Raw genomic sequence first — 15,280 nt, forward strand, 5'->3', positions numbered from 1 at the left:
ACCCCGCACCGAGCCACTTCCACCGCCCCGACCCACGAACTCAACACCGAGCCACCTCCACCGCCCCCACTGACGAACCCCGCACCGTGCGGCCCGCCACCCGACGTCCCGCACCGAGCGTCCGCGGCACCCGAACCCGGCACCCGAACCGGCCACCCGCACCCCGCAGCCCGTCCGCCGGACGCGATCCGGGCCTCCAGTCCGACCGGACCGACCACGCGCCTGTCGCGACGTCACCCGGTCCCGATAGTGTCGGAACGTGAGCAACGAGGCATTCGACGACCGCTACGAGCTGCGCGAGTTCGCGCCCGGGACGGACGACAAGGGGGCACCGAACGCCGAGACGGCAGCGTGGATGCAGGCCGTCGGGATGGGCTTCCACGAAGCCGACCCCGACGCCGAGGGCGCAGCCCGCATGGCGTCGCACTTCATCGCCGACGAAGAGACGTTCCTCGGGGTCTACGTGCGCGAGCCGTTCCCGGGGTCCGTCGACGAGACGTGGCCGGCCGGCACCTTCACGTGGTTCCGCAAGGCGCTGAGCTGGGGTGACGGTTCCTCCGTCGACACCCAGGCGATCTCCGCGGTCACCGTCCGACCGACCGAGCGTCGCCGCGGCATCCTGCGCCGGATGATGACGCACGCGCTCGAGCGCGGGGTCGCCGAGGGCTACGCCGTCGCGTCGCTGACCGCGTCCGAGGGCACCATCTACCGCCGCTTCGGCTTCGGCTGCGCCATCCGCGAGCGTGCTGTGCACGTGCGCCGCGAGCGCGCGCTGCCCCTGCTCGCCCCGACCTCCGGCACGGTGTCGGTCGTCACGCCGCAGTGGCTGGCCGACGGCCCGGGTAAGGCGGTCTTCGACCGGTTCCACGTCCGCACCCCGGGCTCGATGGTCCGCAACACCGGCACCTGGCCGATCGTGTTCGGCCTGCTCGGCCACGACGGGCAGAAGGCGAAGGACGTCCGTGCGGCGGTGCACCGTCCCGAGGGCTCCGACGAGGTCGACGGCTACGTGACCTGGCGCGTCAAGGAGGACCGCGGTTCCGACACCGCGCTCGAGATCGTCGACCTGGTGTACGCGGACGACCAGGCCTACACCGCCCTGTGGGAGTTCCTGCTCTCGGTCGACCTCAACGACGTCGTGAAGTACAACCGATCCCGCCTCGACGACCCCATCGTCGCGGCGCTCGGAGACAACCGTGCGTACGACGTCGACCACGAGGAGGACCACGTCTGGCTGCGCGTGCTCGACGTGCCGGCGGTGCTGGCCTCGCGGCCGTTCGCCGTCGACGGGTCGCTGACACTCGGGGTCACCGACGCGCTCGGCTTCACCACCGGCACGTACCGCCTCGACGTCCAGGAGGCCCGTGGCACCGTCACGCGCATCGCCGACGACGTCGACGTGGCCGGGTCTGACGTCCAGCTCGACGTCGCAGAGCTCGGTGCGCTGCTGATCGGGTCAGTCTCCCCCGTCACCCTGGCCGCCGCGGGGCTCGTCCGCGCTGCGGACCCGGCATCGGTGGAGCTGCTCCGCGCGATGCTGCTGCCGCCGCGGACGCCGCACGGCATCACGTACTTCTGATGGACGTCGCCCGGGTGGTGGGGCGCGCGGGCTGATGCGCTCTGGTGCGAGGTTCCCGATTCCGTGGCAGGCGGACGCGCTCGCACGGAGTACGGAACCTCGCACCACATGACCGGAGCGCGCCGCGGCCCTACGCCCGGCGCCGCACCCGCGGGTCGACGAACGCGTAGACCACGTCGACGATCACGTTCGCCGTGACGATCAGCAGCGCCGAGAACAGCGTGAAGCCGACGACCACCTGCAGGTCGAGCGTGTGCACCGCGTCGATGAGCAGCGCGCCGAGGCCCTGCATCGAGAACACCTTCTCGGTGATGACCGCACCACCGAGCAGCGACCCGAGGTCGAGCCCGAACAGCGTCACGACGGGCAGGATCGCCGTCCGGAGCCCGTGCCGCACGACGACCTGGCGCTCCCGCAGCCCCTTGGCCCGGGCGGTCCGGACGAAGTCCTGCGACATCGACTCGAGCATCTCGCCACGGGTCAACCGGGCGTAGATCGCAGCGCTGATGAAGGCCAGCACGCACCACGGCAGGATCAGGTGGGTGAACCAGCCGACCGGGTCGTCACCGAAGGCCACGTACCCGCTCGTCGGCAGGATCCCCAGCACGAAGCCGAACAGCAGGATGCCGAGCAGCCCGACCAGGTACGCCGGGGACGAGACACCGGCGACCGCGACCGTCATCACGGCTCGGTCGACGAAGGTGCCGCGGCGCAGTGCCGAGACGGTGCCGCCGAACACCCCGGCGACGAGCCACAGCACGGCGGCACCCACGGCGATCGAGGCCGTGACGGGCAGGCGCGCCAGGATCAGCTCGGTGACGCTCTCGTGCAGCTGGAACGAGTACCCGAAGCACGGTGCCGCGCACTCGATGACGCTGTTGCCGCTGCCGAAGGTCCGGCCGGTGAAGATGCCGGCCAGGTAGGCGCCGAACTGTGCGAGCCAGGGCTTGTCGGTGCCGAGGAACGCCTGGACCTCCCGCAGCCGGTCGGGGGTGCAGGGCTTGTCGCAGATCGCCCGCGCCGGGTTGGTCGGCAGGAGCATGAAGAGCGCGTACGTGATGGCCGCGACGACGAGCAGCACGACGGCGGCCCCGAGCACGCGGATCGCGAGGAACCGCAGGGTGGCGGCGTTCACGCGGTGCCCCCTCGTGGGTCGAGGGCGTCGCGCAGGGCGTCACCGAGCACGTTGAAGGCGAGGGTGATGAGGAACAGTGCGGCTCCGGGGAACACGAGGTACATGGGATCGGTCTGCACCCAGCCGATGGCGTCGCCGATGCTGCGGCCCCACGACGGCGTTGGTGGGTTGACGCCGACGGCCAGGAACGAGAGCGCGGCCTCGGCACCGATCATCGACGGGATCGAGATGGTCGCGTAGACGGTGATCGTCGCGGCGAGGTTCGGCAACAGCTGCGTGCGGATGACGTGCCACCGTCCGGCGCCCATCGCGGTGGAGGCGACGACGTAGTTGCGGCTGACGAGCGACAGCGTCTGCCCCCGCACGACACGGGCCACGGCCGGCCAGCCGAAGAACCCGATGACGAGCACGACGAGCACGGGCTTCGGGAACGACGAGGGCACGATCGCGGTGAGGGCGATCATGAAGACGAGCGACGGGAACCCGAAGATCACGTCGACGACCCGCGAGAGCACCCGGTCGTACCAGCCACCGAAGAACCCGGTCGTGACGCCGACGAGCACGCCGATGACGATCGACACCAGGGTCGCGGCGAGTCCGATGCCGAGCGACGTCCGAGCACCGTACGTGACGATCGAGAACAGGTCGCGCCCGGTCAGGGGCTCGACGCCGAACCAGTGCTCGCCGCTGATGCCGCCGCCCGGACCGCGCGGAGCGCCGAACGAGTTGAGCGCGTCGATGTCGTACGCGTACGGGTCCTGCCCGGACGCCTTCGCGATGAGCGGCGCCGCCACAGCGACCACCAGGAACACCGCGATGACGACGGCTGAAGCCACCGCCCAGCGGTCCTGCCGGACGCGTCGCACGACGGCCCGGAAGCCGGTCGTGCGGCCGGACGGTGCGACCGGTCGGTCGACGACGTTGGCCGTCACGAGGCCACTCCTTCCCATGCGCGCCACGCCTCGCGGCGAGCGGCCTGTCGCACGGGATCGGCGACGGGCGCTGCGGCGAGGAGCATGCGCGTGTAGTCCTGTTGCGGGTCGTCGAGCACGGCGTCGGTGCTCCCCCGTTCGACGATCCGGCCGTCGCGCAGCACGATCACCTGGTCGGCGAGCTGGCGGACGACGGCGAGGTCGTGGCTGATGAGCAGCATGCCGAAGCCGAACTCCCGCTGCAGCCCGGCGAGCAGGTCGAGCACGGCGGCCTGCACCGTCACGTCGAGTGCCGAGGTCGGTTCGTCGGCGATGACGAGTGCCGGCCGCAGTGCGAGCGCACGCGCGACGGCGACGCGCTGCCGCTGGCCGCCCGACAGCTGGTGCGGGAACCGCTCGGCCCACGTCGGGTCGAGCTGCACGGCGGTCAGCAGTTCACGGACCCGCTCGGCACGGTCGGCGGCGGAGTCGGTGCCGTGCACGAGCAGCGGTTCCGCGATGCTCCAGCCGATGGTCTGCCGCGGGTTGAGCGACGACGCCGGGTCCTGGAACACGATGCCGACCCGACTGCGCAGCTCGCGCAGTCGTCGTCCGCGAGCGGTGCGCAGGTCGCTGCCGTCCACCTCGACCGAGCCGGCGACGACGGGCACCAGGCCCGCGAGCGCGCGCCCGATCGTGGACTTGCCGGAACCGGATTCGCCCACCAGGCCGACGGTCTCGCCGGCGTGCAGGTCGAGGTCGATGCCGGACACGGTCGGTCCGCCGCGGCGCGAGTACCGCACGGCCACGTCGCGCAGGCGCGCCACGGGCGGTCTGGGCCCACGCCGCCGGTTCCGGTCCGACGCGCCAGCGGCGGACCGGCCGTGCCGGTGGGGAGAGGCGCGACTCGCGTCCGCCTCGTCGGTCACCGCAGCGGTCTTCGCGCTGGGCGACACCTCACGCGCGCCCGGAGCCGTGAGCTGTCGCTGGGCGCGTGAGCCGGGATCGCCGGCCCGGGCGTCCGGGTCCGCAGCCGGCGCTGCGGACGCGGGGCGCGCCTCCAGGCTGGGGACGGCCGCGAGGAGTTCGCGCGTGTAGTCGGCGGTCGGGTGGGCGAAGACCTCGGCGACGGTCCCGTGCTCGACCGGGTCGCCGCGGCGCAGCACCAGCAGGTCGTCCGCGACGTCCGCGACCACGCCCATGTCGTGGGTGATGAGCAGCACGGCGAGGGAGCGCTCGCGGCCGAGCCGCCGCAGCAGGTCGAGGATGCCGGCCTGCACGGTGACGTCGAGGGCGGTCGTGGGCTCGTCGGCGAAGAGTGCGACCGGGTCACCGGCCAGGGCCATCGCGATCATCGCGCGCTGGAGCTGGCCGCCGGACAGTTCGTGCGGGTAGGCCTTCCGGATGCGCTCCGGGTCGGCGAGCCCGGCGTCACGGAGCAGTTCGTCGACGCGTGCCCGGACCCCGGCGCGGTCGAGCCCGGTCGGGTGCGCTCGGACGGCCTCGGCGATCTGCGTGCCGATCGACAGGACGGGCGTGAACGAGTTCATCGGCTCCTGGAACACCACGCCGATGCCCGCACCCCGGACGGCGCGGACCGTCTCGACGGGGGCACCGATGAGTTCCTCGCCACGGAACCGGGCGCTGCCCGACACCGAGGCCTGCGGCGGCAGGAGCCCGAGCACGCTCATGGCGCTGACGGACTTGCCCGAGCCGGACTCCCCCACCAGGGCGAGGACCCGGCCGGGCGTCAGGTCGAAGGAGACGTCACGGACGACGGGCTCCGCGTCGCCGAACGCGACGCGGAGCCCCTCGACCTGCAGGATCGGTTCGGTCACTGCTTGAGCGAGACCTTGAGGTAGTTCGGGTACGCCGGGAAGTCCGCGATCTGGAAGTTCTGCACGTTCGAACCGGCCAGGAAGGACTGCTTCGCGTAGATCAGCGGCACGACCGGGGCGTCGGCCATGATCTTCTGGTCCGCCTGGGCCCAGAGCTTCTGCGCGTCGTCCTGGTCGACCGTGGAGCTGGCCTTCGCGATGAGGGCGTCGACCTCGGGGTTGCTGTACTTCGAGACGTTGTAGCCGCCGCCACCGATCTGCGACGAGTCGTACAGGGGCTGCAGGTTGGCGTTCGCGCTCGGGAAGTCCGGCTGCCAGCTCGACAGCGACAGGTCGAAGTCGGTGCCGTTGGTGGTCGCCTGCGTGAAGGAGTCGTAGTCGAGCGGCTTGAGCGTCACGGCGATGCCGGCACGCTTCAGGCCGGACTGCAGCGCCTGCGCCTGCGCGAGGTACGTCGGGTCGTTCTGGGTGACCAGGGTCAGCTTCAGGTTGCTGACGCCGGCCTCCTTGAGCAGCTCCTTCGCCTTGTCGACGTCGCCGGTGGCCTTCGTCTTGTACAGGTCGTAGTCCTGGCGCCCGGCGATGCCCGGGGTGATGAGCGTCGAGGCGTACGAGCCGGCGATCGCGCCGCCGGCGGCGATCCGGAAGGACTTGCGGTCGACCGCGTACTGCAGCGCCTGGCGGACCTTGAGGTCCTTGAGCTCACCGCGCTGCGTGTTGATCGCCATGTAGCTGATCGGGCCTGCCTTCGAGGTGGCGAGGCGGTCCTGGGCGGCCGGGTTGCTGCGGACCTGGTTGAGCTCGGCGGCACCCAGGTAGATGGCGCCGAACGAGTTCTTGGCGTCCCCGTTGTCCGCGATGAGCGTCTGCGTCACCGTGGACTGGTCCTGGCTCTCCTTGAAGACGATCTTCGACGGGCCGGCGGTGCGGACCTCGTCGGTCTTCGCGCTCCAGTTCTTGTTGCGGACGAGCGTGACCTGCGAGCCCTGCGTGTTCGACTGCACCTGGTACGGGCCGGACGCGACCGGCTTCAGGTCGTAGGCGCCGGTGTCCTTGCCGTCGCCCTCGGGCACCGGGGTGAACGCGGGCATCGACGCGAGCCACGGCCAGTCACCGTACGCGTCGTTCAGCTTGAAGACGATGGTCTTGTCGTTCGGGGTCTCGATGCTGTCGAGGGACTTGCCGTCGAACGGGCCCTTGTAGGAGTCACCACCGACCAGGAGCGACTTGTGGTAGCTCAGGCCACCGCTCAGGGTCGGCGCGAACGAGCGCTCGATGCCCCACTTGATGTCCTTCGTGGTGATCGGCGTGCCGTCCTGGAACTCGACGCCGTCCTTCAGCGTGTAGGTCCAGGTCTTGCCGTCGTCGCTCGAGACCCCGGTGTTGGTCGCCAGGTCGGGGACGACCTTCGCCGTCTTGCCCGGCTCGACGTCCCACGTGGTGAGCCGTCGGGCGACGAGGCCCATCGACGTGATGCCGAGGCTCTGGCTGGTCGCGGGGTCGAGGTGGAACGAGGTCTGCGGCGTCAGGATGTTGAGCGTGCCGCCCTTCGCCGTGCCCTCGGCGCCGTCGTCGGACGAACCCCCACCCGAGCAGCCGGTCAGGACCAGGGCTGCTGCTGCGGCGACGGCCGCGGTGATCGTCAGGCGGTGGGGGCGTCTCATGACGGTGCTGCTCCTCGGGGAAGGGGGTCGCGATCGCGGTGGCGGTCGCTGCGACGGCGAAACGGTTCACCCGCCGGGCGGCGTCCATCCTGACACCGCGACGGTGGCCCGTCCGAATCTCGCGTGCGTCGGACGACGCACGACGAAACATTGCAAGCGCCGGACGCCGTCCCGCTATTCCCGATGCGTTCGCACCGCAGCGCGTCAGCGGTCGAAGAGCCCACCGAGGAAGTCGTTGCCGAGGTTCGACGCCTGCTCGCCGAGCCCGGACGCCTGCTCACCGAACCCCGCGGCCTGCTCACCGAACCCGCCGAGGAGCTGCTCGCCCTCGCCGAGGAGTCCCTCGACGCCACCGCCGAGGTCACCGAGCCCGAGGTCGCCCATGCCCGAGGCGATGCCCTCGAAGTCGACGCCGAGGTCGGCCGCCCCTGCCAGGACCGGACCGGCGGCAGCGCTCAGCACCGCTCCCCCGGCCACCGCGGCGGCGAGGCCACCGAACGCCATCGCGCCGGCGCCGACCGCTGCACCACCGGCGAAGGCCCCACCGCGGCCGCGGCCGTTGCCGTTGCCCCGGCCGGAACCGCCGAGGACCCGTCGGACCAGCCCCGGACGCGACATCTCACCGCGGGTCATCGCACGGGCCATGCCGCCCGCCGAGTCGTCGCGCAGGTGCTCGTGGGGCGGGAGCTCGGAGTTCAGGCGGTCACGGACCTGCTGGCGCTGCGCGGGGGTGAGCCGCGCGAAGGCGTCGTGGTGGACCTGCTCGAGCTGCTCCGGCGACGAGGTGCGGAGCAGGTAGTCGTACTTCGCCAGGGCGACCTTGTCGGCGTCGGCCCCGTGCTGCGGCGTGCCACCGTGCTGCTGCGGTTGCGGCTGCTGGCCGTACTGCTGCGGCTGGCTGTACTGCTGCGACGGCTGCTGGCCGTACTGCTGCGGCTGGCCGTACTGCTGCGGCGGCTGCTGCTGGTTCCGGTCGTCGCCGGTCAGCTTGTCCGCGGCGCTGCGCACGATGCCGCGCCAGTCGGTTCCGCCCTGCTGCGATCCGGCGCCGGGCACGGTTCCCCCCTGCCCACGCTTCTGGAGCTGCTTGTCGATGACCTTCGAGGCCATGCCGATGATGCGGTTGAGGTTCGCCATGTCCCGACCTTTGCGTCCTCACATGTGAACGCCCGGCGCTGCTCCGGTGCGACACCCGGACAACGCATCCCGATCAGCTGGGAACCGGCGCGGCTCAGGACAGGATGCGCGCCAGGAACGCGTTGCGGAACCGCCCCGTGGGGTCGAGGTTCCGGGCGAGTGCGGCGAAGTCGGACAGCCGCGGGTACGCCTCGTGCAGCCGCTCGGCGCTCGCGGCGGAGACCTTGCCCCAGTGCGGCCGCGGGTCGAACGGTGCCAGGACGTCCTCGATCCGGGCGACCGCCGCGGCCACGGCGGCGGCGTCCCGGCGGAACGTGAAGTGCAGGCCGACCGACTGCCGACCGGACGACGGCGCGAGCCACGCGGTGTCGGCCGCGACGGTGCGGACCTCGGCGGCGATGAGGATCGGGGCGAACAGCGACGCCAGCGGTCGGAGCGCCTCGAGCGCCGCCACCGCCGAGGCAGCGGGAATCAGGTACTCCGCCTGGATCTCAGCCCCGGTCGACGGGGTGAACGAGGACCGGAAGTGCGGCAGTCGCTCCGACCACGGCCCCGGCACGCCGCCCTGCTCGGTGACCCCGGCAGGGTCGTTCTCCCCCGGGTGCACCGGCCCCGAGGCCGAACGGGCTCCGAGGGCCACGAGGTCGACGCTCGGTGCGGCCTCGTCGACGCGGTGCTTGACCCAGACCTGCCGGGCACCGCGGTCGTCGAACGAGGTGAACATCGACACCGAGTACGCGTCGGACATCACCTGGTCGAACTGCGCTGCGACGGCGTCCCACGGCAGGTCGAGGTGCACCGTCGTGGCGACCTGGAACGTCGGCTCGATCGCGAGCTCCACCGCGGTGACGACACCGAGCGCGCCGATCCCGACCCGGTGGGCGTCGAGCAGCCCGTCCGGCGACGAGGCGTCGACGTGGGCGATCTCACCAGAGGCGCGGACGACGTCGAGGCCGACCACCGCCTGCGCGAGCGACGGGTTCCGCACACCGGAGCCGTGCGTCCCCGTGGCGACGGCCCCGGCCGTGGAGATGTGCGGCAGGGACGCGAGGTTCCCGAGTGCCCAGCCACGGGCCTCCAGACCGGCCGCGACCTGGCTGTGCGTCATGCCTGCGGCGACCCGCACGACGCGACGCGACGTGTCGATGTCGAGCACGGGCGGCAGGTCCGACAACGAGACCTGGACGGCATCGGTGTCGGCGATGGTGTTGAACGAGTGTCGCGAGCCGAGCGCCGTCAGGCGCGGCGTCGAGGCGACGAGCTGCTGGAGCTCGTCCACCGACGTCGGCCGGGCCAGCGCCGAGGCGCGGTAGGTGACGTTGCCCGCCCAGTTGGTGCGGGTGCGCTCGGCCGCGATCACGTCGTCCATCGTGGGTCCTGACTCCTCTAGAAGCCGCGGTCGAGACGGTGCCACGTCTGCTGGAGACGCAGCTCGTCGCGGAACCCGCGGGCGGTGGTGTGCTCGTCGATGACCAGGAACTCGGTGCCGACCATGGTGGCGAAGTCCTCGACGACCTGCAGGCCGACGGCGGTCGTCATCACGGTGTGGTGGGCGGCGCCGGCGGTGAGCCAGGCCTCGGCGGCGACGGGGAACGACGGCCGGGGCTCCCAGACCGCGCGGCCGACGGGCAGCTTCGGCAGGGCCTCGGTCGGGGGCACGACGTCGACGACGTTGGCGGTGAGGCGGAAGCCGTCGCGGGTGTCGGACAGCGCGACGACGACGGCCTCGCCGGAGTCGGCGGTGAAGACCAGGCGGACCGGGTCGTCCTTGCCACCGATGCCGAGCGGGTGGATCTCGAGCGTCGGCTTCGTGGTGGTGAGCGTCGGCGAGACCTCGAGCATGTGCGCCCCGAGGATCTTCTCGGCGCCCGGGGTGAGGTCGTAGGTGTAGTCCTCCATCAGGGAGGCACCACCGGGCAGGCCGGCACCGGCGACGTTCATCGCGCGGACCAGGACCGCCGTCTTCCAGTCGCCCTCGGCGCCGAAGCCGTAGCCGTCGGCCATCAGGCGCTGCACGGCCAGACCCGGCAGCTGCTTGAGCGAGCCGAGGTCCTCGAAGTTCGTGGTGAACGCGGCGCTGCCGTTCTGCGCGAGCAGGGTGCGGAGGCCGATCTCGATGGCGGCACCGTCGCGGAGCGCGGCGTGCCGTTCGCCGCCGGCGCTGCGGAGTGACGGGTCCACGTCGTAGTCGCGCTCGTACGTCGTCACGAGCGCGTCGACCGCTGCCGTGTCCGCTGCGGCGGCGTCCACCGCTGCCGCGAGCTCGTTGACGGCCCACGTGTTGACCTGCACGCCGAGCTCGATCTCGGCCTCGGTCTTGTCGCCCTCGGTGACGGCGACGTAGCGCATGTTGTCGCCGAAGCGGGTCAGCTTCAGCTCGCGGACGGCCGCGGCGCCGGCGGCGGCACGGGTCCAGTTCGCGACACGCTGCTGGACGCGGGGGTCCGAGACGTGGCCGACGGCCGTGGCGTGCCGGACGCCGAGTCGGGCCAGGGCGTAGCCGAACTCACGGTCGCCGTGCGCGGCCTGGTTGAGGTTCATGAAGTCGAAGTCGATGTCCGCCCAGGGCAGCGTGACGTTCGCCTGCGTGTGCAGGTGCAGCAGCGGCTTGGTCAGGGCCTGCAGGCCGCCGATCCACATCTTGGCCGGGCTGAACGTGTGCATCCAGGTGGTGACACCGATGACCTTGTCGTCGGCGCTCGCCTCGATGAGCGCCCGGCGGATGCCGTCGGCGTCCTTGAGCACGGGCTTCCAGACGAGCTTCACCGGCAGGTGTCCGGCGAGCTCCGCGTGGACGGCCTTGCTCTGCTCCTCGACCTGGCGCAGGGTCTCCTCGCCGTACAGCCCCTGGGAGCCGGTGAGGAACCAGACCTCGTAGCTGTCGAGCGTGGCCTGGGGGTCGACGGTGGTGTCCTGCGTCATCGCATGGCTCCTTCGGGGTTCTGTCCGTAGACGTTCTGGTAGCGATCGAAGAGTCGATCGATGTCTGCTTCGGGGATCGGGACGACCTCGCCGCCCTGCTTCGCGATGTGGACGGTCCGTGCGACGTCCTCGCACATCACGGCCGCCTTGACGGCGTCCTTCGCGTCCTTGCCGATCGTGAAGACGCCGTGGTTCTGCATCAGGACCGCACGGCTGCGGTGGCCGCTCAGCGTGTCGACGATGCCGTGACCGATCGAGTCGTCGCCGATGATCGCGAACGGGCCGACCGGGATGGGTCCGCCGAACTCGTCCGCCATCGCCGTGATGACGCACGGGATCGCCTCGGCGCGGGCGGCCCAGGCGGTCGCGTACGTCGAGTGGGTGTGCACGACACCGCCGACCTCGGGCATGTTCCGGTACACGTAGGCATGCGCGGCGGTGTCGCTGGACGGGCCGTGCTCGTTGCCCCAGCCCTCGGCCGGCACGCCGTCGAGCGTGCAGACGACCTGGTTCTCCGGCGTCAGGTCGTCGCTCGACACCCCGCTCGGCTTGATGACGAACAGGTCCGTGCCGGGCACGCGCTCGGAGACGTTGCCGCCGGTCCAGATCACGAGGCCGTAGCGGACGAGTTCGCCGTGCAGGCGCGCGACGCGCTCCCGCGTCGTCGCCACCGCCTGTCGTGTGGTCTCGTCGATCGCGTCCGTCATCGGGTCACTTCCTCTGTCTGGAGGCGCGGGTCGGCGCCGTCGGTCTCTTCCCTCGGTCCTGTGGTCGCGCTGGGGCGGGTCGCCGCCGCGGCGACGTCCTGCACGGGCAGTGCGGCCCGGTAGCGCTCCAGGTACGTCTGGAACCCGGCGACGTCCGCCGGCACGGGTTCGGCCACGTGCACGGCGTCCCCGCCGAACACGGTGTCGGACAGGTAGTCGGCGAGCTGCTGGTCGGTGTGCTCGAGGTAAGCGGCCAGCACCGCGATCCCCCACGCGCCGCCTTCGCCCGCGGTCTCCTCGAGCGCGATCGGCACCCGCAGGGCCGCCGCGAGGAGCCGCTGCGGGCTGCCGGGTGTGCGGAAGAGCCCGCCGTGCGCGGTCATCCGGTCCACCTGCACCTGTTCGCCGTGCAGGACGTCCATGCCGATGGCCAGCGTCGCGAAGGCGCCGTGCACCTCGGAGCGCACCAGGTTGCCGAGCGTGAAGCGTGCGCCGGGGGTGCGGAGCAGCAGGGGCCGGCCGTCCTCGACGTGGGTGACGGGTTCGCCAGCCAGGTAGTTGAAGGAGAGCAGGCCGCCGGCATCCGGGTCGGTGTCGTCGGCGACGGCCTCGGCGAGGAGCGTGGCGTAGACGTCGTCGATGCCGATCGGGGTCGCGCTGGTCCGCTCGCTCGAGGCCTCGGCGAAGCGCCCGAACACCCGGGCCCAGCTCGCGATCTCGCTCGCGCCGTTGTTGCAGTGCACCATCGCCACGGCGTCCCCGGCCGGGGTGGTGACGACGTCGAGTTCCTCGTGCGCGGTGGTCAGCGGCTGCTCGAGCACGACCATCGCGAAGATGCTCGTGCCGACGCTGACGTTGCCGGTGCGCGGGGCGACGGCGTTCGTCGCGACCATGCCGGTTCCGGCGTCGCCCTCCGGCGGGCAGAGCGGTGCGCCGGGTTCGAGCGTGCTGGTCGGGTCGAGCCAGGCCGCACCCTCGGGGGTCAGCTCGCCGGCTTCGGCACCGGCGACGAGGACCTCGGGCAGCAGGGACCGCAGGTCCGGCACGCCGATCAGGTCCTGCGCGGTGGCGAGCATGGCGTGGTCGAAGTCCTTCGCGCCCGGGTCGCCGGGGCCGCTGTCGACGGGGCCGCCCTCGATCGGGAACATGCCGCTCGCGTCGCCGACGCCCAGGACATTCCGGCCGGTCAGGCGACGGTGCACGTAGCCGGCCAGGGTTGTGACGCCGGCGATCTCGGCCACGTGCGGCTCGTCGTCGAGGATCGCCTGGTACAGGTGCGCGATCGACCACCGCAGGGGGATGTTGAACCCGAGGGCCTCGCTGAGCCGTTCGGCCGCGGGGCCGGTCGAGGTGTTGCGCCAGGTGCGGAACGGCACGAGCAGCTCGCCCGCGGCGTCGAACGCCAGGTAGCCGTGCATCATCGCGCTCACGCCCACCGCGCGGTAGGTGCTCGGGGCGACGCCGTACTGCGCCTCGACGTCGGCCACCAGGGCGGCGTACGCGGCACGGAGTCCGGTCTCGACGGCCTCGAGCGAGTAGGTCCAGCGGCCGTCGACGTACTCGTTCTCCCACTCGTGGGAACCGGCCGCGATGGGCACGAGGTCCTCGTCCACCAGGCAGGCCTTGATGCGGGTGGAGCCGAGCTCGATCCCGAGTGTGGTGCGGCCGTCCACGATCCGCTGTCGGCGGTCGTCACCCATGTGTTCCTCCAGAACCTCGTCGTCCTCAGTGAGCGCTCACATCCTGGCACGTGAGCGCTCACTCGTGCAACGCCGCGGCGCGCCGCCGGTGCGCCCGTCCCGCCAGCGGTCGAGACACCCCGCTCAGTTCCCCCGAACGACGGCGACGACGACGTGCGACCACCGCAACACCGCTCCCGCGCAAGTCCCGACCACCGGCCACCCCACACCCGCGCAAGCCCCGACCACTCGCCGCCCCGCACCCGCGCAAGTCCCGACCACCGGACGCCCCACACCCGCGCACGTCCCGACCACCGACCACCCCGCACCCGCGCAAGTCCTGACCACCGATCACCCCACACCCGCGATCGCCGATCCTCCGAACCGCGACACCCCGGACCCGTGACACCCCGAACGGCGGCGCTCGGGACGATCACGACACCCCGCTGCCTCCCCACCGCGCGGTCACGAACTGTCGGCTGGAGGCGCGCCGAGCGACGAGTCGTGACCGCTCGACCACGGCAGACGGGGTGTTGTGACCGCTCGACCACGAGCACCAGCACCAGCACCAGCGCCGCCGAGATCGCACGCCACGCCGCGACCCGTCCGCCGAGGTCGCGCGAACTGCCGCCGGACAGCACGACGCGCGGCAGTTCGCGCGACCTCGCGAGCCCCGAGCCCCGAGCCCGAGCCCCGACCGCGCCCTACGCGCCGACGGTGCTCTCGCGGATGACGAGCGACGGGGTCACGGCCGCCGACGACGCTGTCCCGCCGTCGATCAGGGCGAGGAGCGCCTGCCCCGCGACGCGTCCGAGCTCCTCGAGCCGCAGGTCCACGGTGGTCAGCGGCGGCCTCGAGGCGAGCGCCATCACGTCCCAGTCGTCGAACCCCGTGACCGCGACGTCTCCGGGCACCGAGCGCCCGAGCTCCCGCAGCCGGTCGCACACGCCCCGGGCGATCTGGTCGCTGCCGCAGACGATCGCATCGACGTCGGGCGACTCACGCGCGAGCACGTCCACGGCCTGCCGCCCCCAGCGCTCCGACCACTCGCCGTACAGCGGGTCGGTGACCAGGTGCGAGCCGAGGACCGACGCGGCACCGGCAACCCGTCGTGCCGCGGACCGGTGTCGCGCCGGCCCTGTCACGATCGCGACCCGCTGCCGCCCGAGCGAGCGCACGTGCGAGGCGACGAGTGCCGACCCGGCGGCGTCGTCGAGGGTGATCGACACGTCGGCGTCGTCGGTCGAGGGCGTGAAGGCGTAGACGACCGGGATCGACACGTCGATCGGGGGTCGGGCGTCGGCGGAACGACCGGTCACGATGATGCCGTCGACGCCGCGGGCCGCCAGGGAGCGCAGGTAGTGGGCCTCACGCACGTGGTCGTCGCGGGTGTCGCACAGCAGGACGGCCATCCGCCCGGCGGACAGGGCGTCCTCGGCACCGAGCAGCACCGGGATCGAGAACCGGCCGAACGAGTCGGTGGTGATCATGCCGACGGTGTAGGTCCGCCCCGAGGACAGCGCACGGGCCCGGGCATCGCCGACGAACCCGAGCTTCTCGGCGGCTTCCTTCACCCGCAGCCGGGTGGCGTCCCGCAGCTGGCCGGTGCCGTTCAGCGCCTTCGAGGCGGTGCCGATCGACACCCCGGCGAGCGCCGCCACGTCGGTGATCCGGATCGGCTGTCCGGTGCGTTCGAGCGTCACGGCAA

General features: G+C 72.0%; 11 protein-coding genes. 1 reads left to right on the forward strand and 10 read right to left on the reverse strand.

Annotated elements, in window-relative coordinates:
• Positions 1-259 precede the first annotated feature (259 nt).
• Entirely contained in the window at positions 260-1,579 is a 1,320-nt protein-coding gene (locus DEJ21_RS11555) for a GNAT family N-acetyltransferase (protein ID WP_111224665.1), read from the forward strand.
• Between the two features lie 130 nt (positions 1,580-1,709).
• On the opposite strand, the gene DEJ21_RS11560 is transcribed toward DEJ21_RS11555, so the two are convergent.
• From DEJ21_RS11560 to DEJ21_RS11605, 10 genes are all read right to left on the reverse strand, one after another.
• Positions 1,710-2,714, reverse strand: a complete 1,005-nt coding sequence (locus DEJ21_RS11560; RefSeq protein ID WP_027466175.1) for an ABC transporter permease — start codon at positions 2,712-2,714, stop codon at positions 1,710-1,712.
• Positions 2,711-3,646, reverse strand: a complete 936-nt coding sequence (locus DEJ21_RS11565; RefSeq protein WP_111224666.1) for an ABC transporter permease — start codon at positions 3,644-3,646, stop codon at positions 2,711-2,713. Before DEJ21_RS11565 ends, DEJ21_RS11560 begins: the two co-directional genes overlap by 4 nt.
• The gene (locus tag DEJ21_RS11570) at positions 3,643-5,463 is read right to left on the reverse strand and encodes an ABC transporter ATP-binding protein (protein WP_111224667.1); all 1,821 of its coding nucleotides are present in this window, start codon (positions 5,461-5,463) and stop codon (positions 3,643-3,645) included. Before DEJ21_RS11570 ends, DEJ21_RS11565 begins: the two co-directional genes overlap by 4 nt.
• Positions 5,460-7,127 carry an ABC transporter substrate-binding protein gene (locus DEJ21_RS11575; RefSeq protein WP_111224668.1) on the reverse strand — a complete coding sequence of 556 codons (1,668 nt, stop codon included), beginning with the start codon at positions 7,125-7,127 and terminating at the stop codon, positions 5,460-5,462. Before DEJ21_RS11575 ends, DEJ21_RS11570 begins: the two co-directional genes overlap by 4 nt.
• A gap of 204 nt (positions 7,128-7,331) precedes the next feature.
• Positions 7,332-8,264: a cation-transporting ATPase gene (locus DEJ21_RS11580; RefSeq protein WP_111224669.1), complete on the reverse strand. Its 933-nt coding sequence runs from the start codon at positions 8,262-8,264 to the stop codon at positions 7,332-7,334.
• Between the two features lie 94 nt (positions 8,265-8,358).
• Entirely contained in the window at positions 8,359-9,633 is a 1,275-nt protein-coding gene (locus tag DEJ21_RS11585) for a D-arabinono-1,4-lactone oxidase (protein ID WP_111224670.1), read from the reverse strand.
• Positions 9,634-9,650: 17 nt separating this feature from the next.
• Positions 9,651-11,186 (reverse strand): L-arabinose isomerase, encoded by a 1,536-nt coding sequence (gene araA, locus DEJ21_RS11590; protein ID WP_111224671.1) that lies wholly within the window; start codon positions 11,184-11,186, stop codon positions 9,651-9,653.
• Positions 11,183-11,893, reverse strand: coding sequence for an L-ribulose-5-phosphate 4-epimerase (locus DEJ21_RS11595; protein WP_071247850.1), 711 nt, complete (start codon positions 11,891-11,893; stop codon positions 11,183-11,185). The genes araA and DEJ21_RS11595 overlap by 4 nt, the downstream gene beginning before the upstream one ends.
• Positions 11,890-13,593, reverse strand: a complete 1,704-nt coding sequence (locus DEJ21_RS11600; RefSeq protein WP_111224672.1) for a xylulokinase — start codon at positions 13,591-13,593, stop codon at positions 11,890-11,892. Before DEJ21_RS11600 ends, DEJ21_RS11595 begins: the two co-directional genes overlap by 4 nt.
• A 683-nt stretch (positions 13,594-14,276) precedes the next feature.
• Positions 14,277-15,275, reverse strand: a complete 999-nt coding sequence (locus DEJ21_RS11605; protein WP_111224673.1) for a LacI family DNA-binding transcriptional regulator — start codon at positions 15,273-15,275, stop codon at positions 14,277-14,279.
• Between the last annotated feature and the right edge of the window lie 5 nt (positions 15,276-15,280).

Origin of the sequence: Curtobacterium sp. MCSS17_006 (assembly GCF_003234215.1) — a bacterium.
Taxonomy (GTDB): domain Bacteria; phylum Actinomycetota; class Actinomycetes; order Actinomycetales; family Microbacteriaceae; genus Curtobacterium; species Curtobacterium flaccumfaciens.

Bases quoted from the DNA above. Each gene is read 5' to 3' on its own strand.
- DEJ21_RS11575 (WP_111224668.1), bottom strand. From the start codon at position 7,127: ATGAGACGCCCCCACCGCCTGACGATCACCGCGGCCGTCGCCGCAGCA.
- DEJ21_RS11580 (WP_111224669.1), bottom strand. From the start codon at position 8,264: ATGGCGAACCTCAACCGCATCATCGGCATGGCCTCGAAGGTCATCGAC.
- DEJ21_RS11585 (WP_111224670.1), bottom strand. From the start codon at position 9,633: ATGGACGACGTGATCGCGGCCGAGCGCACCCGCACCAACTGGGCGGGC.
- araA (WP_111224671.1), bottom strand. From the start codon at position 11,186: ATGACGCAGGACACCACCGTCGACCCCCAGGCCACGCTCGACAGCTAC.
- DEJ21_RS11595 (WP_071247850.1), bottom strand. From the start codon at position 11,893: ATGACGGACGCGATCGACGAGACCACACGACAGGCGGTGGCGACGACG.
- DEJ21_RS11600 (WP_111224672.1), bottom strand. From the start codon at position 13,593: ATGGGTGACGACCGCCGACAGCGGATCGTGGACGGCCGCACCACACTC.